Origin of the sequence: Streptomyces sp. NPDC005195, from assembly GCF_040608315.1 — a bacterium.
GTDB lineage: Bacteria > Actinomycetota > Actinomycetes > Streptomycetales > Streptomycetaceae > Streptomyces > Streptomyces kaempferi.
On sequence record NZ_JBEXHZ010000029.1, the window covers coordinates 39,625 to 61,912 of the forward strand.

Below are 22,288 nucleotides of genomic sequence, written 5' to 3' on the forward strand. Positions count from 1 at the left end.
GTGGGGAACAACTGGTGGAACAAGTGAGCGGGAGGCATGCACACATGGGCATGAGCGTGACCATCTCGGGGGCGACCGAGCAGGACGCAGAGCAGATCCTCAAGCTGCAGTACCTCTGCTACCAGAACGAGGCCGAGCTGTCCGGCGACTACGGCATCGAGCCGCTCACGCAGCCGCTCGACTCCCTCAGGTCGGAGCTGGCGGACGGTACGGTCCTGGTGGCCCGGCTGGGGCAGGAGGTGGTGGCCTCGGTCCGCGGAACCGTGGACCCCGACGGCACGGCCCGGCTCAACAAGCTCATCGTCCACCCGCGCATGCAGCGTCACGGGATCGGCGCCCGGCTCCTGCGCGCGGCCGAAGCGGTCCTGGTGGGAGAGCGCGGCGCCAAGAGGATCCAGCTCCACACCGGTCAGCGCGGCGGCGGCAACCTGCGGCTGTACCGAAGCGTGGGCTACGAGACGGTCGGCACCTCGAAGGGCGACGACGGCGTCACCGTGATCGTGCTGGAGAAGCCCGCGGAGACCTACGCGACGACGGCGTAGCCACGCCCGCCCGGCCGGCGCGGCGACAAGGGGCCGGGAGACCCGCGACCGGCGGTACGCACCTCCGCCGGCCCGCGGTCGGACTAGCGGCTCCCCGCGGTACGCCCACGCAGCCAGTACATGGCCGACAGCGGCAGCAGCACCGGAATGAACAGGTACCCCATGCCGTAGTCCGACCACACGGTGGCGTCGGGGAAGGCGGACGGCTCCACCAGCGTCCAGGTACCGACGATCAGGACACCCGCGAGCTCGGCGGCGCAGCACACCAGCGCCGCCCTTCGGGCCTTCTCGCCGCCCCGGACGAGCGAGTACGTGATGAAGCCGTAGACGAGGCCGGCCACCGCCGACAGCGAGTAGGCGAGCGGGGCCTTGTCGAACTCCGTCGAGATCTGCACGGCGGAACGCGACACGGCGCCGACGACCATCACCCCGTACAGCCAGACCAGCAGCATGCCCGGACCGCTGATGAGCCGCGTCCGTTTCCGCCCGGTCGTCTCTTCCTCGGTCACGGTGACCTCGGCCTTCGTCACGTCAGCCTCCCCAGATGTCGTACAGGCGCACTTCGAGGACGGCGAGCACCACGCCGCCGGCCGCCACCGTGATCGAACCCCAGCGGGTGCGTTCCGTCAGCGACATGAAGGCTACGGCCGGTACGCACACGAAGGCCCCGAGCAGATAGGCCACGAAGATCGTCGTGCCCTGCTCCGCCTTCTCGCCGCGGACCAGCTGGACGATGCCGATCACCAGCTGGACCGCGGCGAGCAGTGACACCACGGCCATGCCGATGAAGTGCCAGTCCTTGGTGGGCTGATCACGGAAGGCGGCCCAGCCGCACCAGGCGGCGAGCGCGAGCGCGGCGACGGCGGTCGCGACCGTCAGGGCATCAAGCATGCCGTGACCCTATTACGGGCCAAAAGGCCCGATGCCCTCGCCCCCGGCCGCCCCGTAGGGTCGGGGACATGAAGATCCACGCTGACGCCCTGCTGTTCGACAACGACGGAACCCTCGTCTCGTCCCTCGAGTCGGTGAACCGCTGCTGGACGCGCTGGGCGCGGGAGTACGGCATCACCGCCGAGGACTTCGCCCGGATCGAACTGCACGGCCGCCCCGCCGTCGAGATAGCCGCCGACCTGCTGCCCGCCGACCTCGTCCCCGAGGCCCTGGCACGCATCGAGCAGCTGGAGGTCGAGGACGTTCCGGGCGGCGTCCGGCTGCTGCCCGGAACCGCCGCCTTCCTCGGTTCGCTGCCCGCCGAGCGCTGGGCCGTCGTCACCTCCGCCACCCGGCGGCTGGCCGAGGCCCGGCTCGACGAGGTCGGCATCCGGCCCAAGACCCTGGTCTCCGCCGACGACGTCACCCGCGGCAAGCCCGACCCCGAGCCCTACCTCCTCGCCGCCCGTGAGCTGGGAGTCGACCCGGCCCGCTGTGTCGTCTTCGAGGACGCCCCGGCCGGCCTCCAGGCGGGCCGCGCCGCCGGCATGACCACCGTGGCGTTGGCCACAACCCATACGGCGTCCGAGCTGGTCGCGGACCTCGTGGTGAAGGACCTCTCGGCCCTGTCCGCGCTGGTCACGGACGGGGGTGTGGAGATCTCCGTCCGCGGCTGAGAAGTGTCCACCGCTGTCCACGATGCGGACAGCGGTTCCGGGCCGAGTCACTCCGTCTGCTTTACTTCACTCCATGACCACGACGAGCAGCCGCACCCTTGCGACCGAGGCGACCATGACGCCCGGTGCTCGCTGTATGTGTCGAATGTGCGCCTTCTAGAGGGCCCCCGCACCACCGCCTGATCCCGCGCCCCGAAGCGGGACCACCGCGCCCTGAGTCCGTACCGCGTACGCGACAGGGGCTGCCCCGCGCACACGTTCTCCTCCGGGTTCCCCCCGGTTCCCTCGCCCTCGCCATCGCGAGAACCGTGCCGCGTTCAAGACCGAATGCACCCGTGCCGGCGCACACCCACGCCCCGCACTCGACAGTGACGGAATCCCCAGTGATCACGACAACGGGCCTCACGAAAATCTATCGGGCTCACCGCTCGCGCGGCCGTGAAGTGACCGCCCTCGACGGCGTCGATCTGCATGTCCGCGAAGGCGAGGTGTACGGCGTCATCGGCCAGTCCGGCGCCGGGAAGTCCTCGCTCATCCGCTGCGTCAACCTCCTGGAGCGTCCTACCGCCGGCACGGTCACCGTCGCCGGACAGGACCTCACCGCGCTCGTCGGACGCGGTCCGCGCGCCGGCAAGGAGCTCCGCCAGGCGCGCAGCCGTATCGGCATGGTCTTCCAGCACTTCAACCTGCTGTCCTCGCGCACCGTGCAGGAGAACGTCGAGCTGCCGCTCGAAATCCTCGGCATCTCGGGGAAGGAACGTTCCACCAAGGCGCTGGGTCTGCTCGACCTGGTCGGCCTGTCCGACAAGGCGAAGGCCTACCCCGCACAGCTCTCCGGCGGCCAGAAGCAGCGCGTCGGCATCGCCCGTGCCCTGGCCGGCGACCCCAAGGTGCTGCTCTCCGACGAGGCCACCAGCGCCCTCGACCCCGAGACCACCCGCTCCATCCTCCAGCTGATCCGCGACCTGAACCGGCAACTGGGTCTGACCGTCCTGCTCATCACCCACGAGATGGACGTCGTCAAGACCGTCTGCGACTCGGCCGCGCTCATGGAGAACGGCCGCATCGTCGAGTCGGGCACGGTCGGCGAACTGCTCGCGACCCCCGGCTCCGAGCTGGCCTCCGCGCTCTTCCCGGTCAGTGGCGACGCCTCCGGTGACGACCGCACGGTCATCGACGTCACCTTCCACGGAGAGGCCGCGACACAGCCCGTCATCTCGCAGCTCTCCCGCACCTACAACATCGACATCTCGATCCTCGGCGCCGCGATGGACACCGTCGGCGGCAAGCAGGTCGGCCGGATGCGCATCGAACTGCCCGGCCGTTACGACGAGAACGTCGTGCCGATCGGATTCCTGCGCGAGCAGGGCCTGCAGATCGACATCCAGGGCCAGGAGCCCGCACTCGCGAAGGACGGTGCCAAGTGACCTGGTCGGAGATGCAGCCGCTGCTGTCCCAGGCGTGTTGGGACACCCTCTACATGGTCGGCTGGTCCACGCTGATCGCCGTCGTCGGGGGTCTGCCGCTCGGCATCCTGCTCGTCCTCACCGACCGCGGCGGACTCCTGCAGAACCTCTCCGCGAACAAGGTCATCGGACAGGTCGTGAACATCGCCCGCTCGATGCCGTTCATCATCCTGATGGTCGCGCTGATGAACTTCACGCGCACCATCACGGGAACGACGATCGGTCGCGAGGCGGCGATCGTGCCGCTCGCCATCGGCGCGATCCCCTTCTTCGCGCGGCTCGTCGAGACGGCCGTCCGCGAAGTGGACGGCGGGCTCGTCGAGGCCGTGCAGTCGATGGGCGGCAACACCTGGACCGTCGTGCGCAGGGTGCTCGTACCGGAGTCGCTGCCCTCGCTGATCTCCTCGGCGACCACCACCGTCGTCGCCCTCATCGGCTACTCGGCGATGGCGGGCACCGTCGGCGCCGGAGGCCTCGGCGACATCGCCATCCGCTACGGCTACCAGCGTTTCGAGACCGGGCTGATGTGGATCACCGTGGCGATCCTCGCCGTGGTCATCTCCGTCATCCAGTTCGCCGGCGACCACGCCGCCCGCCGCCTGCACCGACGCGGCGGCCACTCCGGCGCCGCGCCGAGGCTCCGGCTGCTCAAGGCCGGGACGCCCACGACCGCGGAGGCCGCCACCGCCGACGTCGGCAAGGCCGTCTGAGCCGGGCCGCCCGCATACCTCACCCCCAGCGGTCTTCCCCGTCCCACCCGAACACGGGGACGCTCCACCCCTCAGGAAAGGCACTTTTCGTGCGTAACACTGCCAAGATCACCACCGCCGTCCTCGCCGCCGGAGCCCTCACCCTCGGTCTCTCCGCCTGCGGCTCGGACAAGGACTCCGCCTCCGCCTCCGACACGAGCGGCCCGCTGATCGTCGCCGCGAGCCCGACCCCGCACGCCGAGATCCTCGACTTCGTCAAGAAGAACCTGGCGAAGAAGGTGGGCCTCGACCTGGAGGTCAAGGAGTTCCAGGACTACATCGTCCCGAACACGGCGACCGAGGACGGCTCGGTGGATGCCAACTACTTCCAGAACCAGCCGTACCTGGACGACTTCAACAAGAAGCGCGGCACCCACATCGTGCCCGTCGTCACCGTGCACCTGGAGCCGCTCGGCCTGTACTCCCACAAGGTGAAGAGCGCCGACGCCCTCAAGAGCGGTGCGACCGTCGCGGTCCCGAACGACGCCGTCAACGAGGCGCGCGCCCTGAAGCTGCTCGCCTCCAAGGGGCTCATCACCCTCAAGGACGGCGTGGGCAACGAGGCGACCCCGCGGGACATCTCCAAGAACCCGAAGAACCTCAAGTTCAAGGAGGTCGAGGCGGCCCAGACCCCGCGCTCCCTGGACGACGTGGACGCCGCGGTCGTCAACGGCAACTACGCCATATCCGCCGGTCTCAAGCCCGCCAAGGACGCCCTCGTCCTGGAGTCGGCGACGAACAACCCGTACGGCAACTTCCTCGCCGTCAAGAAGGGCAACGAGGACGACCCGCGGGTGAAGAAGCTCGCCGAGCTCCTCACCTCGCCCGAGGTCAAGAAGTTCATCGAGGACAAGTACGCCGGCTCGGTCATCCCCTCGTTCTGATCCGTTCCGACGGTCCGTGCCGCCGCACGGGGCCCACATCCGCATCCGGCGGTCCTTCCCTGTTCCCCTTCGGGCAGTTGGGGGAGGACCCCGTGGTGCGGCTGAGTGCTTTCATGCTGCATGCTGGGCAGTTCAGCGGGCCCGCAGGTTCCGACGGCCCCAAGTCCCCGACGGTTACGGAGCTGCGCATGACTAGCACCTTCCCCGACATCTCCATCAGCACGGAGCGGTTGGTCCTGCGCGCGCTCGACGAGGACGACGTCCCCGCCCTGGCCGAAATGATGAACGACGAGCAGGTCGCGGCCTGGACCGACGTGCCCCGGCCCTTCACCGAGGAGGCCGCCCGCACCTGGATCGGTGAGTACGCGCCCGCGGAACGCCACGCGGGCCGCGGCCTCGACCTCGCCGTCACCGAGTTCCTCACCCAGCGGCTGGTCGGCGTCATCCAGCTCGGCAAGACGAACTGGCACATCCGCTCCACCGAACTCTCCTACGTCATCGCCCCCTGGGCCCGCGGCGAGGGCTACGCCTCCGAGGCGTCGCTCGTCACCGCCCGATGGCTGTTCCGTGAGCAGAAGTTCGAGCGCATCGAGCTGCGCACGGCGGCCGACAACACCGCCTCCCAGCAGGTCGCCCAGAAGATCGGCTGCATCAGCGAGGGCGTGCTGCGCAACGCGTGCATAGCGCACAGCCGCACCGAGGACGGCCGCTGGGTCGACCACCGCACCGACTTCATCGTCTGGAGCCTCCTCCCGGAGGACCTCGAAGGCGTCGGCGACCAACTCGCCGACTCCAGCGGTTTCACGTCGTTCTCCGACTGGAACTGAACCCGGGACGGAACACGGAGCCGGGCACGGGACGGAACACGGAGCCGGGCACGGGACCGAACACGGAGCCGGGCACCAGGGCGATCCGGACCCGGAACCCGGGGGCACCCGCGGCCGGACCCCGACAACCGCGCACGCCCCTCGGCACCGCTCACGCCCGACGCCACCGCTGAGGCCCGGCGGAACCGCTCTCGCACCTGGTGGGACCCGCGCGCGGCCCCGTCCGGCGACGCCAGGTACCCTCACGGAGCCCATTCATGGGCTGCCCCCCGACGACCTGCGAAGACCCTCTGGAGACTGACGACGATGGCCGACCGCGTCACGGTGATCGGCTGGGACGGCTCCCCCCTGACCGAGGCGGCGCGCTCCGCCCTCGGCGCGGCCACCCTGGTGGCCGGAGCCGCACACCATCTGACGCTCCCCGAGGTGCCCGGGGGCGCCGAACGCATCCGGCTCGGCAGCGTCGCCCTCGCCGCCCGCCGCATCGCGGGCCACCGCGGCAGCGCCGTCGTCCTCGCCGACGGGGACCCCGGCTTCTTCGGCGTCGTCCGCACCCTGCGCGCTCCCGAGTTCGGCCTCGAGGTCGAGGTCGTGCCCGCTGTCTCCTCGGTCGCCGCCGCCTTCGCCCGCGCCGGAATGCCCTGGGACGACGCACATGTGGTCGTCGCACACCGCCGCTCGCTGCGACGCGCGGTGAATGTATGTCGAGCCCATACCAAGGTGGCCGTCCTCACCTCGCCCGGTGCGGGCCCCGCCGAACTCGGCCTGCTCCTCGAAGGCGTCCACCGCACCTTCGTCATCTGCGAGGAACTCGGCACCGCGCGCGAGCGGGTCACGATCCTCACCTCCGACAAGGCCGCCGACCACACCTGGCGCGACCCCAACGTCGTCATCGTCATCGGCGGCTTCGTGGCCGCGGCCGAGGACGGCGGCTGGATCGCCGGACGCGACCCGGCCACCGAACCGCGCGGCTGGGCGCTGCCCGCCGAGGCGTACGGCGGCGCGCTCGGAGAAGGCGAAACGGATCTGCTGCGCGCGGCGCAACTCGCCCGCCTGGGCCCGCGCCCGGGTGACCTGGTGTGGGACATCGGGTCCGGCAGCGGCGCCTTCGCCACCGAGGCCGCCCGCACAGGCGCCGCCGTCATCGCGGTGGACCGCGACCTGGTGGCCTGTACCCGCACCGATGACTCCGCCCGCCGCTACGGCGTGCAGATGCAGATCGTGCACGGCGACGCCCCGCACGTCCTGGAGAACCTCCCCGAACCCGACGTCGTGCGGGTGGGCGGCGGGGGCGCGGAGGTCGTCTCCGCGGTCGCCGACCGCCGTCCGCAGCGCATCGTGACGCACGCGGCGACCCGTGACGCGGCCGAACTCGTCGGCCGCGACCTCACCGAGCACGGCTACCAGGTCGCGTGTGCCCTCATCCAGTCCGTCGAACTCGACACGAGGGCCTGGACGGAGACGGAGCGGAGCGTCGCGTTCCTGCTCACGGGCCGACTTCCCGACCGCAACCCGTGATCCTGTTGTCGTACCGCGCGCGGTAGGCTGGCCGATCGTTGTACCGCGCCCGGACGATCGGCCTTTCGTGGGTCAATGTCCGGAAAACGCGCCCGTTTTGAGGCGAGTGTGGTACGGCAGAACCGGAGGACGCGCAACGTGGCGCAGTCCACAGCGGGCCGTCGCGGATCAAGCTGTCGCGAGGGTCGGACGACCGGGACAATGCCAGTTAATGGCTTTGTCGTCTTTGTTGGCCGGTCGTTCGTGCCGCTGGGCACGCACGCTCGTTCTTCACTGTGGGGCGGTCGGTGCGCCGTTCCGGGCGAGCAGGACTTGGAAGCACTAACCGATGGGCGAGGGGTACGCATGACCGACACCGGCCAGGTCCCGGGCGAGGGACTGCCGGAGAACGCAGGCATGGTGGAGCAGCCGGGCGCCCCCGCCCCGGACGCGTACACCTTCCTCGACCCCTCCGAGAACCACGCCGACGACGACGACCTGCTCCTCATGCCGGGTGCCCAGGGCGCCTGGGGCAACGAGGTGGGCCCGCCGGCCCCCCAGCCCCTCCACGAACCGGGTCCGCACGAGACCGCGGGCCGGGACAGCGGTGCGGTCGACCTCAGCGCCGTCCGCGGAGCCGGCCCCGTACCCGCCGCGCAGCCGGTCGCGCCGCGCCGTCCCCTGCACCTCGGCCCGCCGACCCCGGACGTCTCCGCGGGACCGGTGCGCTCGCTCGCCGACCGCGGACCCGCCTCCGCACCGCTCGCCACCCCCGCCCACGCGACGCACCCGGCGAGCGTGGTCCGGCACGCCGGTCCCGCGACGCTGGGTCCCGAATACCTCGACGTGCCGCAGCTCTCCGAGATCCCGCCGCAGGGCGCGGTGCCCTGGGGGGCGCCGCCCGCGGGTCCCGGGCCGACGGCTGAAGAAACGGTCGTCCCGGCCGCGGGGCAGGACTCCGAGGCCGGCTTCGCCGCCGGACCGGAGACGGCGTTCGGGGCGGCGCCGGCGCACGACGAAGCGTTGGAGACCCCAGGGTCCCCCTTGGCGTACCGGGCCGTCGAAGAGGCCGGGCACGCGGGACTCGCGTCCCCCCTCGCCGTCGACGCGGCGGACGCGGACGCGGCTCTCGCCCACACGCCCGCGGCACCGGAGGCCGACCGCACGGCCGAGCCCGCGCAGGAGCACCTCTCGTCGGCGCGTGCGGAGGCCGCGCGGGGCCCCGAGGCCACCCACACGCCGGACCCCCGGGTCCCCGCGGCCCCCGACGCCGATTCCTTCACGGCGGTCGGCGATGTTTCGCGCACGGAGCCGGCGGCGGACGACGTCGCCGCCGAGCAGGTGCCCGGCGCCCACGCGGCGGGGTACGCCGCAACCCCCGCGGGGGTTCCCGTGGACGAAGGGGGCCTGACACCCGAGCAGGCGTTCCAGTCCGTCCGGGACGAGGCCGCGCGGGACCTGCTCGCCCAGGCCGGGGCCGCCCACCAGGACCAGGCGGCTCACCCGGACGCCGGTGACCCGTCCGTCCACCTCGCCGACCCGGCGGGCCACCTCACCGATCAGGGCGTGCACTTCGCGGGCCGAGCCGTCCCCTTCGTCGAGCAGGCCGCCCACGCGGCGGAGCAGGCGGCGCGGTTCCCGGACCGCGCCGTCCGGTTCGTCGACGCCGGTGTCCGCATCCCGGAGTCGGCGGACCGGTTCGCGCACGTCGCGGCAGGTGGCCGAGCGGGCGGCGCGGAGGGCGGATTCGCGGAGGCCGCGCAGCCCGCATCCGGCCCGCACCCCCAGGTGCCCTCCCTGATGCCCGAGTCCGCCGAGGCGCGGACACCGGCCGCGGACGACTCGTACGGCCGGGCGGTGCCCGGCGCCGGAGCCTTCCCGGTCCAGGCCGCCCAGTTCGCGCCCTCCGCCGAGGCGCACGCCGCGTTCGCCGAGGCCGCCGCCGGCGCCCCGGTCGGCGTCGCCGCACACGGCGACGCGTCGCACCCGCCCGCGAACCAGCCGCACGACGAGCCGTCCCACGCGGCGCGCCCGTCGCACGACGAGGACCTCCACGGCGAGGACCTCCAGAGCGAGGAACTCCAGCGCGAGGCGCGTGACGAGGCCGGCTTCCGGAACGTTTCCGCGGAACCCTCGGCGGACGACTCGCTCGGCCGTTTCGTGCCCGTCGACGGACAGGTGCCGACGACCCCGCACCTCGCCCCGACCCCGCCGCACGCCATGACCGTGCCGCCGCTGCCCACGCAGGAGTGGCTCCCGGCCGAGGAGCCCGCCCACGAGCAGGCCCCGGTCTTCGCCGGCCCGCCGGAGACCGCGCCCGGACGGACCACGGAGACTCCCGCCCACCAGGAGGAGTACGCCGCCCCGGTGCCCGCACCCCGCGAGGCCGAGGCGCCCCCCGTACCGGAGCCGCTCGACGCGGACCCCGTCGTCGCACAGCAAGCGGAGGACCTGGACACCCAGGTCGCCGACCAGGAAGAGAGCACGGCCGCAGTGGAAGACGTACGAGAGTCCACCGGCCCGGCGGCCCCCGGCTACGACGACGCCGAACGCGAGGCGGTCCTGCGCGTGATGCGCGAGCGCCGCGACATCCGCAACGGCTTCCGCAACGACCCGATCCCGCACGACGTCCTGCTGCGGGTCCTGGAGGCCGCGCACACCGCGCCGTCCGTGGGCCACTCCCAGCCCTGGGACTTCGTCGTCATCCGTTCCGCCGAGACCCGCCGCACGATGCACGAACTGGCGGCCCGCCAGCGGGAGGCGTACGCCAAGTCGCTGCCCAAGGGCCGTGCCAAGCAGTTCAAGGAACTGAAGATCGAGGCGATCCTCGACACCCCGGTGAACATCGTCGTCACCGCCGACCCGACCCGCGGCGGCCGCCACACCCTGGGGCGGCACACCCAGCCGCAGATGGCCCCGTACTCGTCCGCGCTCGCCGTCCAGAACCTGTGGCTCGCGGCGCGCGCCGAGGGCCTCGGTGTCGGCTGGGTCAGCTTCTTCGACGAGCGCGAGATGGTCCGCGCCCTCGGCCTGCCCGAACACCTGGACGTCGTGGCGTATCTCTGCGTCGGCTACGTCGACGAGTTCCCCGAGGAGCCCGAGCTCATGCAGGCGGGCTGGTCCAAGCGCCGTCCGCTGTCCTGGGTCGTGCACGAGGAGACGTACGGCCGGCGCGCGCTGCCCGGCGAGGAGCCGCACGACCTGCTCGCCGAGACCGTCTCCAACATCCGCCCGCTGGACGCCAAGGCGCTCGGCGAGGCCTGGGAGCGGCAGAAGCGGATGACCAAGCCCGCGGGCGCGCTCGGCATGCTGGAGATCATCTCGGCCCAGTTGTCGGGTCTGTCCCGGATGTGCCCGCCGCCGATCCCGGAGCCCGCCGCTGTCGCGATCTTCGCGGGCGACCACGGTGTCCACGCCCAAGGCGTCACCCCGTGGCCGCAGGAGGTCACCGCCCAGATGGTGGCCAACTTCCTGGGCGGCGGCGCGGTCTGCAACGCGTTCGCCAACCAGGTCGGCGCGGAGGTCTGTGTCGTCGACGTGGGCGTCGCCTCCGACCTCCCCGCGACACCGGGGCTTTTGCCGCGCAAGGTCCGCGCGGGCACCGCCGACATGACCACCGGTCCCGCGATGACCCGCGAGGAGGTCACCGCGGCGATCGAGGTGGGCATCGAGACGGCCCGCGACCTGGTGGCGGCCGGCAACAAGGCACTGCTGACCGGTGAGATGGGCATCGCCAACACCACCGCGTCCGCCGCCCTGATCTCGGTCTTCACCGGTGCCGACCCGTCCGAGGTGACGGGCCGGGGCACCGGCATCAACGACGAGACCCTGGCCCGCAAGACCGAGGTCGTGCGGCGCGCCGTCGAACTCCACCAGCCCGACCCGGCCGACCCCATCGGCGTCCTCGCGGCCATCGGCGGCCTCGAACACGCGGCCATGGTCGGCCTGCTGCTGGGCGGTGCCTCCCTCCGTACGCCGGTGATCCTGGACGGCGTCAGCGCCGGCGCGGCGGCCCTGGTGGCCCGCGCCATCGCCCCCGAGGTGCTCGCGGCCTGCATCGCGGGCCACCGCAGCGCCGAGCCGGGCCATGTGGCGGCCCTGAACAAGCTGGGACTGCGCCCCCTGATCGACCTCGACCTCCGCCTCGGCGAGGGCACCGGCGCCCTGCTGGCCCTGCCCGTGGTGCAGAGCGCGGCGCGCGCCATGCACGAGGTGGCCACGTTTGATTCCGCGGGGGTCACCGAGAAGTAGCCGGCCGGGCGTGGTGGGCAGGTGCTCCGCCGTGCGGAGCACCTGCCCACCACCGCGAACCCGCCCGCACGCCGGGCCGGGGCACAGCCCCGGTTTCGGGAGGAAGCGGGTCAGGGAAGAGACCCCCACTTGGCCCGTTCACCGGGCCGGCGCCTAAAATCCCCACGTCAGGGCCGCTCCACAGCCGCGGCGCGCCCCCCGCACCGTCCGCACGAGGAGCCGCACCGCCATGGCCGAACACCCCGCCTACCCCGTAGGCCTCCGCCTCACCGGCCGCCGCGTGGTCGTCCTCGGCGGCGGCCAGGTGGCCCAGCGCCGCCTCCCCGCGCTCATCGCCGCGGGCGCGGACATCCACCTCGTGTCACCGGAGGCGACCCCCTCCGTCGAGGCGATGGCGGACGCGGGCGAGATCACCTGGACCAGGCGTCCCTACGAGGACGGCGACCTCGCCGGTGCCTGGTATGCCCTGATCGCCACCAGCGACCCCCGGGCGAGCGCGGCGGCCTCCGCCGAGGCCGAGCGGCACCGCGTCTGGTGCGTCCGCTCCGACGACGCCGACGCGGCGACGGCCTGGACCCCGGCGACGGGGCACAGCGAGGGTGTGACGGTCGCGGTCCTCACGACGGACGCGCGGGGCCGCGACCCCCGGCACACGGCGGCGATCCGCGACGCGGTGGTCGAGGGACTCCGCGACGGCACTCTGGTGGCACCGCACCACCGCACCCGTGCCCCGGGGGTCGCCCTGGTCGGAGGCGGCCCCGGCGACCCGGACCTGATCACGGTCCGCGGCCGCCGACTGCTCGCCGAGGCCGACGTGGTCATCGCCGACCGCCTCGGCCCGCGCGACCTGCTGGCCGAACTCCCGCCGCACGTCGAGGTCATCGACGCGGCGAAGATCCCGTACGGCCGGTACATGGCCCAGGAGGCGATCAACAACGCGCTGATCGAGCACGCGAGACAGGGCAAGTCCGTCGTCCGTCTCAAGGGCGGCGACCCCTTCGTCTTCGGCCGTGGCATGGAGGAGGCCCAGGCGCTCGCGGAGGCGGGCATCGCCTGCACCGTGGTCCCCGGTATCTCCAGTTCGATCTCGGTGCCCGGTGCGGCCGGTATCCCGGTCACCCACCGGGGTGTCGCACACGAGTTCACCGTGGTGAGCGGGCACGTCGCCCCCGGCGACGCACGCTCCCTCGTCGACTGGCCGGCCCTCGCCGCCCTGCGCGGCACGCTCGTCGTCCTGATGGGCGTCGACAAGATCGGCCGGATCGCCGAGACCCTGATGGCCCACGGCAAGCCGGCCGACACCCCCGTCGCCCTGGTCCAGGAGGGCACGACCGCCGCGCAGCGCCGGGTCGACGCGACCCTGGCGACGGTCGCCGAGACCGTCGTCGCGCGGGACGTGAAGCCGCCCGCGGTGATCGTCGTCGGCGAGGTCGTGAACGTGGGCCCCGGACAACCGGTACGGCCGGCTCCGGACGTATCCGAGTAACCCGGGGTAACCCGACCCCTTCCCAGCCGTTGGCACCGCACCCAGGACAAGGCAGTATCACCCTGTGGCCGATCTCATCACCGTCGAGAACCCCGACGACCCGCGTCTGCGCGACTACACGGGCCTGACCGACGTGGAACTGCGCCGCAAGCGCGAACCCGCCGAAGGCCTGTTCATCGCCGAGGGCGAGAAGGTCATCAGACGCGCCAAGGACGCCGGCTACGAGATGCGCTCCATGCTCCTGTCCGCCAAGTGGGTCGACGTCATGCGCGATGTCATCGACGAACTGCCGGCACCGGTCTACGCGGTCAGCCCGGAGCTCGCCGAGCAGGTCACCGGTTACCACGTGCACCGCGGCGCGCTCGCCTCCATGCAGCGCAAACCGTTGCCGACGGCGGACGAACTCCTGGGGTCCGCCCGCCGGGTGGTCGTCATGGAGTCCGTCAACGACCACACCAACATCGGCGCGATCTTCCGCTCCGCCGCCGCCCTCGGCATGGACGCGGTCCTGCTCTCCCCGGACTGCGCCGACCCGCTCTACCGCCGCTCCGTGAAGGTCTCCATGGGCGCGGTCTTCTCCGTCCCGTACGCGCGCCTCGACAGTTGGCCCAGGGGCCTGGAGTCGGTCCGTGAGGCCGGCTTCACGCTGCTCGCCCTCACCCCGGACGAGAAGGCGCGGTCCCTCGACGAGGCGGCCCCGCACCGGATGGAACGGGTCGCGCTGATGCTCGGCGCGGAGGGCGACGGCCTGTCCACGAAGGCCCTGATGGCGGCGGACGAATGGGTCCGCATCCCGATGGCGCGCGGCGTCGACTCCCTCAACGTGGGTGCGGCGGCCGCGGTCGCGTTCTACGCGGTGGCGACGGGGCGCCCCGGCGTCTGACCGGCCGTTGTCCGGTCGCGGGAGGGCGTGAGCCGTTCCGGTCTCCGTCCCGGACGCGCGGACGTCGCCCGGACGCCCGGATCTCCGTGCGGCCTCGTGCTTCGGGCTAGCCGTCCGTCCCGCTGACGCCCCCGTGCCGCGCGCTCCCGGTGTCCCTTATGGGCGCGGGCCGGGACAGCGGACGCTCCTGCCCGAGGACTCGTACGACCTGGCGCCCGTCCCCGTCGTCGAGTCCTCGCGCCGGACCCTGGCAGCCCTGCGCCACCGCGATGCCCAGGGCGACGAGCAGCGTCACCACGACGAACACGAACAGCCGCTGCCGCAGCAGCCGCGGGTTGGCGGGCCGGCGCCCGGTCCCGGTGGTCCGCGGCCCCTGTCGCCCGGTGCCGCTGCGGGGCGCGGGCCGGCTGCCGGAGCGCCCGGTGTTCCGGGAGGGCGCGGGGCGCGAACCCGACGGCACCGGCCGGGAGCCGCCGCCGTTCGTTCCGCCGGTGCGCGGCGGGGGAGTGCCCTGTGGGCGGCGCTGGGTGGGCTGCTCGGCGTACTGCTCGGCGAGGCGCCCCGTGGGCCGGTCGGGGTCGTTGCGCTGCGCGGGCGGCCGGACGTCCGTCATGCCCTGTGCCTCGCGAGCTGCGATCTCCTTGAGCCGCAGGGACAGTTGGAGCGTGCTGGGACGCTCCTCGGGGTCCTTGGCGAGACAGGCCCGGACGAGCGGAGCCAGTGCGTCGGGCACACCGTGCAGCTGCGGTTCCTCGTGCACCACTCGATAGAGCATCACTTCGGAACTGCCGTGTCCGAAGGGCGAGTCGGAGGTCGCCGCGTACGCCAGGGTGGCTCCCAGCGCGAAGACGTCCGTGGCCGGGGTGACGGCGGCGCCGCGCACCTGCTCGGGCGCCAGGAAGCCGGGCGAGCCGACGGCCGTACCCACATGGGTGAGGGTGGAGGCCCCGGTCGCCCAGGCGATGCCGAAGTCGATGATCCGCGGCCCCTTCGGGGACAGCAGGATGTTGGACGGCTTCAGGTCGCGGTGGACGACCCCCGCCTCGTGCACCGCCACGAGCCCCTCGGAGAGCGCGGCGCCCACGGCGGCCACGTCGGCGGCCGCCATCGGGCCCTCCTCGGCGACCTTGTCGTGCAGCGAGGGCCCCGGCACGTACTGCGTGGCGAACCAGGGCCGCTCCGCGTCGAGATCGGCGGCGACGAGCCGGGCCGTGCAGCCGCCCCTGATCCGCCGTGCCGCCGAGACCTCGCGCGCGAACCGTGACCGGAACTCCTGATCCTCCGCCAGATCCGGCCGGATCACCTTGAGCGCGACCCGCTGCCCACGGCGGTCGGAGCCCAGGTAGACCACGCCCATCCCACCCGCGCCGAGCCGTCTGTGAAGCCTGAACGAGCCGACGACACGCGGGTCCTCGCGCCTCAGGCGCATCATCGCCATGTCCATCCCCGCTGCCCGGTCCGTTTGACGAGCCACAGCTTACGTTTCCGCGGCCGGGAGCGCGCAGAGGCCGCGCCCTCGCGGCCCGACCGATTGTCAGTGCCGGGTGGGAAACTTGAGAGGTGGTCAGGGAAGCTGCGAACAGCGCGGCCTTGGGCCGGCTGTGATCCCAACCATCCGTCGCAGAAGGGGGATTGGGCCTGTGAAGGGTGATCGCGTGGAGATAGTCGTTGATGCCGGGGACACGACGCGAACGTACGAGGTGGTGGCGAGCAGGGCGGGCCGCAGGGTGGAGACAGCGGTACGCCGAGGTGTCGTGGAAGTGAGCGAAGTCACCCGAAACGGATCAGTCGTGCGCACCGCGCGCTTCATGGCGACGCGAGTGCTGGCGCTGGTCGAGCAGCCGGTGCCCAGGGAGGACCGTTCGGAACAGTAGGGGCGCGCCGGCCGCCCCCTCCGGGAAGACCCTGAGACCTAGGTCCTCGTCTCCACCCAGGGGAGTACACAGCAGGTCATCGCTCATCCTCCGGGAGGCCCGGCAATCGGTACGAGGGCATGACGACCCGGTGCCGCCGCGCCCATAGATTTGAGGTCAAGCGGCGGGTGCAGCACTCGTCCCCCGAGGTCAGACACCCGCCGCTGCCAACCACACAGATGCTCGGTCAGGAGAGGGACCATGGCCCACACGGCACCGCGGACGGCGATCCGCACGCAGGGACGCAGGGCATACAGCGCCGCGTTCCGCCCGCGTCGTCAGGGTCAGCGCCACCCCTTGGTGGCGACAGCGATGGTCCTTCCTCTGGCGGCCCTGCTCGTGGTCGTCTTCGGCGGCTGGGAGGCAGTGGTCACACAAGCGTCGTCCGTGGGCGTGATGCTGGGGCGCTGAGCGGCGCCCCAGGCCCGGATGAGCGGTCCGGGCGGGGACATCCGGCCATGAAACCCCGTGGGGACGGGGGTGCGGCGGACGGCAAAAAGATGCCCGCGCAGCTGGGGAGCTGCGCGGGCATTGTTTTTTGGCCCGACGGGTCCGGTGATCCGGTGTTCCCGTGTTCCGGCGACCCCGAACCCGTGCCGCTCCCGCCCCGCCGTCGGCCGCCTTGGCGGCCCGGGGAACCTGACATCGGGCGCCGGGGTCGGACGAGGGGGCCGGGGACCGAGGGACGCGGGATTCCTCGCGGCGCGCCCCGCTGCGTACGCTCGCCCGGTACCGAACGCACCCAGGGGGACCCGTGACCGCAGATGTGCTGCCCGCCCTGACCGCCGGGGCGCGGAGCGCGGCCCACCCCACGACCGGCGCCTGCGCGCACCGGGACAGTGTCCTCGCCGACCGGCCCGACGGCACCGTCGTACGCCACGGAGACACCGTGGCCAAGGCCCACGCGTCCGCCACGGATCCCGCCGGCCTCTCCCGCCGCCTCGCGGTCGCCGCGCACCCCGCCCTGGCCGGCATCCTCCTCGCCCCGCTCCGCCCGGAGCCCGCCGACCTCCACGGGCGGCCGGTCACCTTCTGGCCGTACGGGGCCCCCGTCGACCCCGAGGCCCCCGAGGAGGCCCCCTGGGAGGCGGCCGCGATCCTGCTCGCCCGTCTCCACCGCACCCCCGCTCCGGCCGGTCTGCCGCCCATGCGGGGCCCCGTCAAGGCGGCCCGGGCGATCGCGCGGCTCAGGGCGGCGGGTCCGCACCCGGCCACCGCTCCGGTCCTGCGCGCCTGGGAGGGCCTCCCGGCCTGGGCCCGCGCCGAGGCGGCCATGCCCGGCCCGGACATCCTGTGTCACGGAGACCTGCACCTCGGCCAGCTCGTCCGCCACCCGGCGCCCGGCGGCCGCTGGCTCCTCATCGACGTGGACGACCTCGGTGCGGGCGTCCCGGCCTGGGATCTGGCCCGACCGGCTGCCTGGTACGCCTGCGGCCTTCTCCCGCCCGACGACTGGACCCGCTTCCTGACCGCCTACCGGGGCGCGGCAGGCCCGGCGGTCCCCGCGGACGGCGACCCCTGGCCCGCCCTGGACGTGGCGGCCCGCGCCCTCACGGTGCAGACCGCGGCTCTGGCGATCGCCAAGTCCGTCGCCGCGGACCGCCCGTTGGACGAGGTGCAGCAGGCCGTGATCGACGCCTGCGCCCGAATGGGAGCCGTCCCGCCGCAGTTGGGACCTGGTCCGACGACGTAGGGTGCAACCGATCGATGCCGGGCAGTGTCTGTCCTGGCGGAAGCAGTACCGACCGGCGAGGAGTTGAGCCGAGCATGCAGTGTCCGAAGTGCCATGCGCCGATGCACACGTACAACCGCAACGGTGTCCAGATCGAGCAGTGCAGCGGCTGCCGCGGGATCTTTCTCGACTACGGCGAGCTGGAGGCGCTGACCCGCGTGGAGTCGCAGTGGTCGCAGCCCGCGCCGCCGCCCCCGGCCGCCCCGCAGGCGTACCCGTCCGCTCCCGCGCCCGCCTGGGGCGCCCCGCACGGCGGTGGCCACGGCGGCGGTCACTACGGCGGCGGCCACGGCGGCCACCACCGTCACAAGAGCTTCGGGCACATGCTCTTCTCGTCGTGAACGTGCCGGCCGGGGTGTCCCCGGCCGGGCGTGGCGCACACGACGAAGCCCCCGACCGTACGAGACGGCCGGGGGCTTCTGGCTGGTGCGCGATACTGGGATTGAACCAGTGACCTCTTCCGTGTCAGGGAAGCGCTCTCCCGCTGAGCTAATCGCGCGGGACGGACCTCAAAATACAGGATCCGCGGCGTACTGCGTGCGCGATACTGGGATTGAACCAGTGACCTCTTCCGTGTCAGGGAAGCGCTCTCCCGCTGAGCTAATCGCGCGGGTTCGGATCTCGCACACCAGTGCGGGGCGATCCAGTGGACGATACTGGGATTGAACCAGTGACCTCTTCCGTGTCAGGGAAGCGCTCTCCCGCTGAGCTAATCGTCCTTGGAGGTGGAGACGGGATTTGAACCCGTGTAGACGGCTTTGCAGGCCGTTGCCTCGCCTCTCGGCCACTCCACCAGGAGTGCGGGGGTTCGGGTGGATCCCCCACTGTCCTGCGAGCGGACGACCAGGTTCGAACTGGCGACCTCAACCTTGGCAAGGTTGCGCTCTACCAACTGAGCTACGTCCGCTTGTCGTTTCCGGTCGGCTCACGCGTCCCGGCGACGTGTTGAACTCTAGCGGATTCCCGGGCCAGTACAAAAACGCGTTTGCGCAGCGTGCTGCGGTCTGTCCACCCGAGGACACGGTCAGGGCACCCGCAGGTCACCCGCCCTAGACTCGACTGCGTGCTCGACCTGCCTCCTCTCGCCCGCTTCGGTGACCTCGTCGCGACCGGTCTCCTCGATGTCACCGACGACCCCGCGGCCCTGGACTCCACCGGCTTCTGGGCCGTCTCGGCGGACTTCGAGGGGCGTCTGGTCTGCGCCCGTTTCGCCGACGTACGGCGCGAACCCGTGCCCGCTCCCGTGCCCGGGCTGTGGCGCGGTCCGGCCGCCGGTGACTGGACGTCGTCGCTCGACCGCGCCGCGTACACGCGGGGTGTCCGCCGCATCCGCGACCACATAGCCGCCGGCGAGGTCTACCAGGCCAACCTCTGCCGCGTCCTGTCCGCGCCGCTCGCCCCCGACGCCGACCTGGACGCCCTGACCGCACTGCTGGCCCGCGGCAACCCCGCCCCGTACGCCGGAACCGTCCGGCTGCCCCGGCGGGGCGTCGAGATCGCCACCGCCTCACCCGAACTCTTCCTGCGCCGCACCGGCCGCACGGTCGAGTCCGGCCCCATCAAGGGCACCGGTCGCACCGAGGCCGACCTGCTGGAGAAGGACTACGCCGAGAACGTGATGATCGTCGACCTGGTCCGCAACGACCTCGGCCGGGTCTGTGCCACCGGCAGCGTGACCGTGCCCGACCTGTGCGCCGTCGAGAAGCATCCCGGGCTCGTCCACCTCGTCTCCACCGTCCGCGGCGAGCTGCGCGAGGACGCCGGCTGGCCCGAACTCCTCGCCGCCGCCTTCCCGCCCGGCTCGGTCACCGGCGCCCCCAAGGCCAGTGCCCTGCACATCATCGACGCGCTGGAGACCGCCCCACGCGGCCCCTACTGCGGGGGCATCGGCTGGGTCGACGCGGACCGCGGCACCGGGGAACTCGCCGTCGGCATCCGCACCTTCTGGGCCGACCGGGAGGAGGGCGTCCTACGGTTCGGCACCGGGGCGGGCATCACCTGGGGCTCCGACCCCGAGGGCGAATGGCGCGAGACCGAGCTGAAGGCGTCCCGACTGCTCGCTGTAGCGTCGGGAGCATTCGAGGTGAGTGAAGGGATCCTGACGTGAAGATCTGGCTCGACGGCGGGCTGCAGGACAGCGAGTCCGCCCGTGTCTCCGTCTTCGACCACGGACTGACCGTGGGCGACGGCATCTTCGAGACCGTGAAGGCGGTGGAGGGGCGGCCGTTCGCGCTGACCCGGCACCTCGACCGGCTGGCCCGCTCCGCGCGCGGCCTCGGGCTGCCCGACCCCGATCGCGACGAGGTGCGCCGCGCCTGCGCGGCCGTCCTGGACGCCGCCCCGATGCCGCTCGGCCGCCTGCGCATCACGTACACCGGCGGTCACGGCCCGCTCGGCTCGGACCGCGGCGACCGGGGTCCGACCCTGGTCGTCGCCCTGGGCGAGTCCGCGCGGCGCCCCGACTCCACCGCCGTGATCACCGTGCCGTGGACCCGTAACGAGCGCGGCGCCCTCACCGGCCTCAAGACCACCTCGTACGCCGAGAACGTGGTCGCGCTGGCCCGCGCGCGCGAACAGGGCGCGTCCGAGGCGCTGTTCGCCAACACGGTCGGGCAGCTGTGCGAGGGCACGGGGTCGAACGTCTTCGTCGTGCTCGACGGCGAGATCCACACCCCGCCGGTGGCCTCCGGCTGCCTCGCCGGCATCACCCGCGCGCTCGCCGTCGAGTGGACCGGCGCCAGGGAGTCCGACCTGCCGCTGGACGTCCTGGAGCGCGCCGACGAGATCTTCCTGACCTCCACCCTGCGGGACGTGCAGGGCGTGCACCGGGCCGACGGGCGCGAACTCCCGGGCGCGCCAGGACCGGTGACGGCCAAGGCGATGCGGATCTTCGACGAGCGGGCCGGACACGACCTCGATCCGTAGGACGGCCGGGCCCGACCACCCGCGCCACGGCCCGGAGCCCCGGTCCCGGTCCGTCGTCGGCGGTGAACGGTCAGGCGGCGGTCGTAAATCGGGATGACGAGGGACCGCGGGGCGGGTAGAACACCCCTGATGACCACTACCCTGCGGCCGACCGAGTCGCTTCAGCGCGGAGCCGGCGGGGCGCTGTCCCGCCACTACCAGGTGTGCGTGAACAGCCGCCCCGTGGGCGGCGTCCAGCTCTCCACCCATCCCGAGTACGGGCCCACCGTGGGGGTGATCGGGGAGCTGGGCATCGACGAGCCGGACCGCGGACGGGGCCGGGGCACGGTGGCCGCGCTCGCGGCCGAGGAGGTGGCGCGCGGCTGGGGCTGCCGACGCGTCGAGACCTCGGTGCCCGGGGACGCGGAGGCCGCGCTCCGGCTCGCCACGACGCTCGGATACGTCCTCAGCAACCGCAACATGACCAAGCGCCTGGACGGGCCGCCGCCCGGACTGCCCGCCGGGAGCGTCGCGCGGCCCATGACCGAGGCCGAGTACGTGCCCTGGCTGGCCGCCGAGCGCGAGGCCTTCGCCCGCGCGCTGATCGAGTGGGGCGTGCCGGAGGCGGAGGCGTACTCCAAGACCGACCAGGGGCACGCCAGGTTCATGCCGGACGGCCTGGCCAGCGAGAACACGCTGATCAGCGTCCTGGAGCAGGACGGAACCCCGGTCGGCACCCTGTGGGTGGGGCTGTGGCCCGACACGGCGTACGTGCTCGACGTCGAGGCCGACGCGGCGCACCGGGGCCGCGGTCACGGGCGCACCCTGATGCTGCTCGCCGAGGCCCAGGCGGTCACCGGCGGGCGGGACCGCATCGGCCTGAACGTGTTCGCGGGCAACACCCCGGCCGAGAAGCTCTACGAGTCGCTCGGCTACACGACGAGCTCGTACCACCTCTACAAGAACCTGCTCTGAGGCACACCCGCTCCGAAGGCGCTACGCGTTCTCGGCCAGCAGCCGGTCGGCGATCTCCTCGACGCGCTCGCGCAGGCCCTGCCGGCTCTTGCCGCCGTCGAGCCGTTCGCCGCCGATGACGTACGTCGGGGTGCCGGTCACCCCGATGGCCTTGCCCTCGGCCTGGTCGGCGTCGACGATCAGGATGTGCCGCCCGTCGATCAGGGCGGTGTCGAACTCCTCGGCGTCCAGGCCGAGTTCACGGGCGATCTCGATCAGGAAGGGCTCGCCCCCGCGGTCCAGCTCCTCGACACGGCCGAGCACCGCCTCGACGTACTCCCAGGACCGGCCCTGCTCCGCGGCCTCCTCGGCGGCCTGCGCGGCGGCGAAGGCGTGCCGGTGCTTCTCCAGCGGGAAGTGCCGCAGCCGCAGCTCCAGCCGGTCGCCGTAGCGGGCGCGCAGCGCGCGCAGGTCGTCGAGGGCGTCGCGGCAGTCGGGGCACTGGAGTTCGCACCAGACGTCCAGGACGGCGGTGGTGCGTGCGGAGGAGTCGTTCATGCCCCCAGTCTCCCAGTCCCGGGTCCGCCGGCCCA

21 protein-coding genes and 5 tRNA genes are annotated in these 22,288 nt (G+C 72.7%); 17 read left to right on the forward strand and 9 right to left on the reverse strand.

Going from position 1 to position 22,288, the window contains the following annotated elements; genetic code table 11:
- Positions 1–44 precede the first annotated feature (44 nt).
- Positions 45–542, forward strand: coding sequence for a GNAT family N-acetyltransferase (locus tag ABZV34_RS25560; RefSeq protein WP_356280987.1), 498 nt, complete (start codon positions 45–47; stop codon positions 540–542).
- 83 nt (positions 543–625) lie between these two features.
- Here ABZV34_RS25560 and ABZV34_RS25565 read toward each other — a convergent pair whose 3' ends face one another.
- Positions 626–994: a hypothetical protein gene (locus ABZV34_RS25565; RefSeq protein WP_356281098.1), complete on the reverse strand. Its 369-nt coding sequence runs from the start codon at positions 992–994 to the stop codon at positions 626–628.
- Between the two features lie 79 nt (positions 995–1,073).
- On the reverse strand, positions 1,074–1,433 hold the full coding sequence (locus ABZV34_RS25570) for a hypothetical protein (protein ID WP_356280990.1): 360 nt from the start codon (positions 1,431–1,433) through the stop codon (positions 1,074–1,076).
- A 68-nt stretch (positions 1,434–1,501) separates the two neighbouring features.
- Between ABZV34_RS25570 and ABZV34_RS25575 the strand changes: the two genes are divergently transcribed.
- The 9 genes from ABZV34_RS25575 to ABZV34_RS25615 all read left to right on the forward strand — a co-directional run bounded on the left by ABZV34_RS25575 (position 1,502) and on the right by ABZV34_RS25615 (position 14,192).
- Positions 1,502–2,149 carry an HAD family hydrolase gene (locus ABZV34_RS25575; RefSeq protein ID WP_356280993.1) on the forward strand — a complete coding sequence of 216 codons (648 nt, stop codon included), beginning with the start codon at positions 1,502–1,504 and terminating at the stop codon, positions 2,147–2,149.
- A 383-nt stretch (positions 2,150–2,532) separates the two neighbouring features.
- Positions 2,533–3,576 carry an ATP-binding cassette domain-containing protein gene (locus ABZV34_RS25580; protein ID WP_356280996.1) on the forward strand — a complete coding sequence of 348 codons (1,044 nt, stop codon included), beginning with the start codon at positions 2,533–2,535 and terminating at the stop codon, positions 3,574–3,576.
- Positions 3,573–4,325, forward strand: coding sequence for a methionine ABC transporter permease (locus ABZV34_RS25585; protein ID WP_356280999.1), 753 nt, complete (start codon positions 3,573–3,575; stop codon positions 4,323–4,325). The genes ABZV34_RS25580 and ABZV34_RS25585 overlap by 4 nt, the downstream gene beginning before the upstream one ends.
- Positions 4,326–4,414: 89 nt before the next feature.
- Positions 4,415–5,248, forward strand: coding sequence for a MetQ/NlpA family ABC transporter substrate-binding protein (locus tag ABZV34_RS25590; protein WP_356281001.1), 834 nt, complete (start codon positions 4,415–4,417; stop codon positions 5,246–5,248).
- Between the two features lie 188 nt (positions 5,249–5,436).
- Positions 5,437–6,075, forward strand: a complete 639-nt coding sequence (locus tag ABZV34_RS25595; protein ID WP_356281004.1) for a GNAT family N-acetyltransferase — start codon at positions 5,437–5,439, stop codon at positions 6,073–6,075.
- Positions 6,076–6,381: 306 nt separating this feature from the next.
- Positions 6,382–7,593: a precorrin-6y C5,15-methyltransferase (decarboxylating) subunit CbiE gene (gene cbiE / locus ABZV34_RS25600; protein ID WP_356281006.1), complete on the forward strand. Its 1,212-nt coding sequence runs from the start codon at positions 6,382–6,384 to the stop codon at positions 7,591–7,593.
- 345 nt (positions 7,594–7,938) lie between these two features.
- The gene (gene cobT / locus ABZV34_RS25605; RefSeq protein ID WP_356281009.1) at positions 7,939–11,823 is read left to right on the forward strand and encodes a nicotinate-nucleotide--dimethylbenzimidazole phosphoribosyltransferase; all 3,885 of its coding nucleotides are present in this window, start codon (positions 7,939–7,941) and stop codon (positions 11,821–11,823) included.
- 229 nt (positions 11,824–12,052) lie between these two features.
- Entirely contained in the window at positions 12,053–13,309 is a 1,257-nt protein-coding gene (gene cobA, locus ABZV34_RS25610; RefSeq protein WP_356281012.1) for a uroporphyrinogen-III C-methyltransferase, read from the forward strand.
- A gap of 64 nt (positions 13,310–13,373) precedes the next feature.
- Positions 13,374–14,192 carry an RNA methyltransferase gene (locus ABZV34_RS25615; RefSeq protein ID WP_356281014.1) on the forward strand — a complete coding sequence of 273 codons (819 nt, stop codon included), beginning with the start codon at positions 13,374–13,376 and terminating at the stop codon, positions 14,190–14,192.
- A 106-nt stretch (positions 14,193–14,298) separates the two neighbouring features.
- On the opposite strand, the gene ABZV34_RS25620 is transcribed toward ABZV34_RS25615, so the two are convergent.
- Positions 14,299–15,636, reverse strand: a complete 1,338-nt coding sequence (locus ABZV34_RS25620) for a serine/threonine-protein kinase (protein WP_356281017.1) — start codon at positions 15,634–15,636, stop codon at positions 14,299–14,301.
- A gap of 196 nt (positions 15,637–15,832) precedes the next feature.
- On the opposite strand from ABZV34_RS25620, the gene ABZV34_RS25625 reads away from it, so the two are divergent.
- The 4 genes from ABZV34_RS25625 (at position 15,833) to ABZV34_RS25640 (ending at position 18,178) form a co-directional block, all read left to right on the forward strand.
- Positions 15,833–16,066: a hypothetical protein gene (locus ABZV34_RS25625; RefSeq protein ID WP_356281020.1), complete on the forward strand. Its 234-nt coding sequence runs from the start codon at positions 15,833–15,835 to the stop codon at positions 16,064–16,066.
- Positions 16,067–16,306: 240 nt separating this feature from the next.
- Positions 16,307–16,516 carry a hypothetical protein gene (locus ABZV34_RS25630; RefSeq protein ID WP_356281023.1) on the forward strand — a complete coding sequence of 70 codons (210 nt, stop codon included), beginning with the start codon at positions 16,307–16,309 and terminating at the stop codon, positions 16,514–16,516.
- Between the two features lie 343 nt (positions 16,517–16,859).
- The gene (locus tag ABZV34_RS25635) at positions 16,860–17,798 is read left to right on the forward strand and encodes an aminoglycoside phosphotransferase family protein (protein ID WP_356281026.1); all 939 of its coding nucleotides are present in this window, start codon (positions 16,860–16,862) and stop codon (positions 17,796–17,798) included.
- 74 nt (positions 17,799–17,872) lie between these two features.
- Entirely contained in the window at positions 17,873–18,178 is a 306-nt protein-coding gene (locus ABZV34_RS25640; RefSeq protein ID WP_356281029.1) for a zf-TFIIB domain-containing protein, read from the forward strand.
- 83 nt (positions 18,179–18,261) lie between these two features.
- Here ABZV34_RS25640 and ABZV34_RS25645 read toward each other — a convergent pair.
- From ABZV34_RS25645 to ABZV34_RS25665, 5 genes are all read right to left on the reverse strand, one after another.
- Positions 18,262–18,336, reverse strand: a tRNA-Val gene (locus tag ABZV34_RS25645).
- Positions 18,337–18,375: 39 nt separating this feature from the next.
- A tRNA-Val gene (locus ABZV34_RS25650) sits at positions 18,376–18,447 on the reverse strand.
- Between the two features lie 37 nt (positions 18,448–18,484).
- A tRNA-Val gene (locus ABZV34_RS25655) sits at positions 18,485–18,556 on the reverse strand.
- A gap of 1 nt (position 18,557) precedes the next feature.
- Positions 18,558–18,631: transfer RNA gene (locus tag ABZV34_RS25660), tRNA-Cys, on the reverse strand.
- Between the two features lie 40 nt (positions 18,632–18,671).
- A tRNA-Gly gene (locus ABZV34_RS25665) sits at positions 18,672–18,744 on the reverse strand.
- 156 nt (positions 18,745–18,900) lie between these two features.
- On the opposite strand from ABZV34_RS25665, the gene ABZV34_RS25670 reads away from it, so the two are divergent.
- From ABZV34_RS25670 to ABZV34_RS25680, 3 genes are all read left to right on the forward strand, one after another.
- A complete protein-coding gene (locus ABZV34_RS25670) occupies positions 18,901–19,944 on the forward strand; it encodes a chorismate-binding protein (RefSeq protein ID WP_356281032.1) in 1,044 nt (347 codons plus the stop codon).
- Positions 19,941–20,762, forward strand: coding sequence for an aminodeoxychorismate lyase (locus tag ABZV34_RS25675; protein ID WP_356281035.1), 822 nt, complete (start codon positions 19,941–19,943; stop codon positions 20,760–20,762). The genes ABZV34_RS25670 and ABZV34_RS25675 overlap by 4 nt, the downstream gene beginning before the upstream one ends.
- A 129-nt stretch (positions 20,763–20,891) precedes the next feature.
- Complete coding sequence (locus ABZV34_RS25680; protein WP_356281038.1) at positions 20,892–21,716, forward strand: GNAT family N-acetyltransferase; 825 nt, start codon at positions 20,892–20,894, stop codon at positions 21,714–21,716.
- Positions 21,717–21,737: 21 nt separating this feature from the next.
- Here ABZV34_RS25680 and ABZV34_RS25685 read toward each other — a convergent pair whose 3' ends face one another.
- Complete coding sequence (locus ABZV34_RS25685) at positions 21,738–22,253, reverse strand: DsbA family protein (RefSeq protein WP_356281041.1); 516 nt, start codon at positions 22,251–22,253, stop codon at positions 21,738–21,740.
- Between the last annotated feature and the right edge of the window lie 35 nt (positions 22,254–22,288).

Bases quoted from the DNA above. Each gene is read 5' to 3' on its own strand.
- cobA (WP_356281012.1), top strand. From the start codon at position 12,053: ATGGCCGAACACCCCGCCTACCCCGTAGGCCTCCGCCTCACCGGCCGC.
- ABZV34_RS25560 (WP_356280987.1), top strand. From the start codon at position 45: ATGGGCATGAGCGTGACCATCTCGGGGGCGACCGAGCAGGACGCAGAG.
- cobT (WP_356281009.1), top strand. From the start codon at position 7,939: ATGACCGACACCGGCCAGGTCCCGGGCGAGGGACTGCCGGAGAACGCA.
- ABZV34_RS25575 (WP_356280993.1), top strand. From the start codon at position 1,502: ATGAAGATCCACGCTGACGCCCTGCTGTTCGACAACGACGGAACCCTC.
- ABZV34_RS25620 (WP_356281017.1), bottom strand. From the start codon at position 15,636: ATGGACATGGCGATGATGCGCCTGAGGCGCGAGGACCCGCGTGTCGTC.
- ABZV34_RS25680 (WP_356281038.1), top strand. From the start codon at position 20,892: ATGACCACTACCCTGCGGCCGACCGAGTCGCTTCAGCGCGGAGCCGGC.
- ABZV34_RS25640 (WP_356281029.1), top strand. From the start codon at position 17,873: ATGCAGTGTCCGAAGTGCCATGCGCCGATGCACACGTACAACCGCAAC.
- ABZV34_RS25685 (WP_356281041.1), bottom strand. From the start codon at position 22,253: ATGAACGACTCCTCCGCACGCACCACCGCCGTCCTGGACGTCTGGTGC.
- ABZV34_RS25570 (WP_356280990.1), bottom strand. From the start codon at position 1,433: ATGCTTGATGCCCTGACGGTCGCGACCGCCGTCGCCGCGCTCGCGCTC.
- cbiE (WP_356281006.1), top strand. From the start codon at position 6,382: ATGGCCGACCGCGTCACGGTGATCGGCTGGGACGGCTCCCCCCTGACC.
- ABZV34_RS25595 (WP_356281004.1), top strand. From the start codon at position 5,437: ATGACTAGCACCTTCCCCGACATCTCCATCAGCACGGAGCGGTTGGTC.
- ABZV34_RS25630 (WP_356281023.1), top strand. From the start codon at position 16,307: ATGGCCCACACGGCACCGCGGACGGCGATCCGCACGCAGGGACGCAGG.
- ABZV34_RS25565 (WP_356281098.1), bottom strand. From the start codon at position 994: ATGCTGCTGGTCTGGCTGTACGGGGTGATGGTCGTCGGCGCCGTGTCG.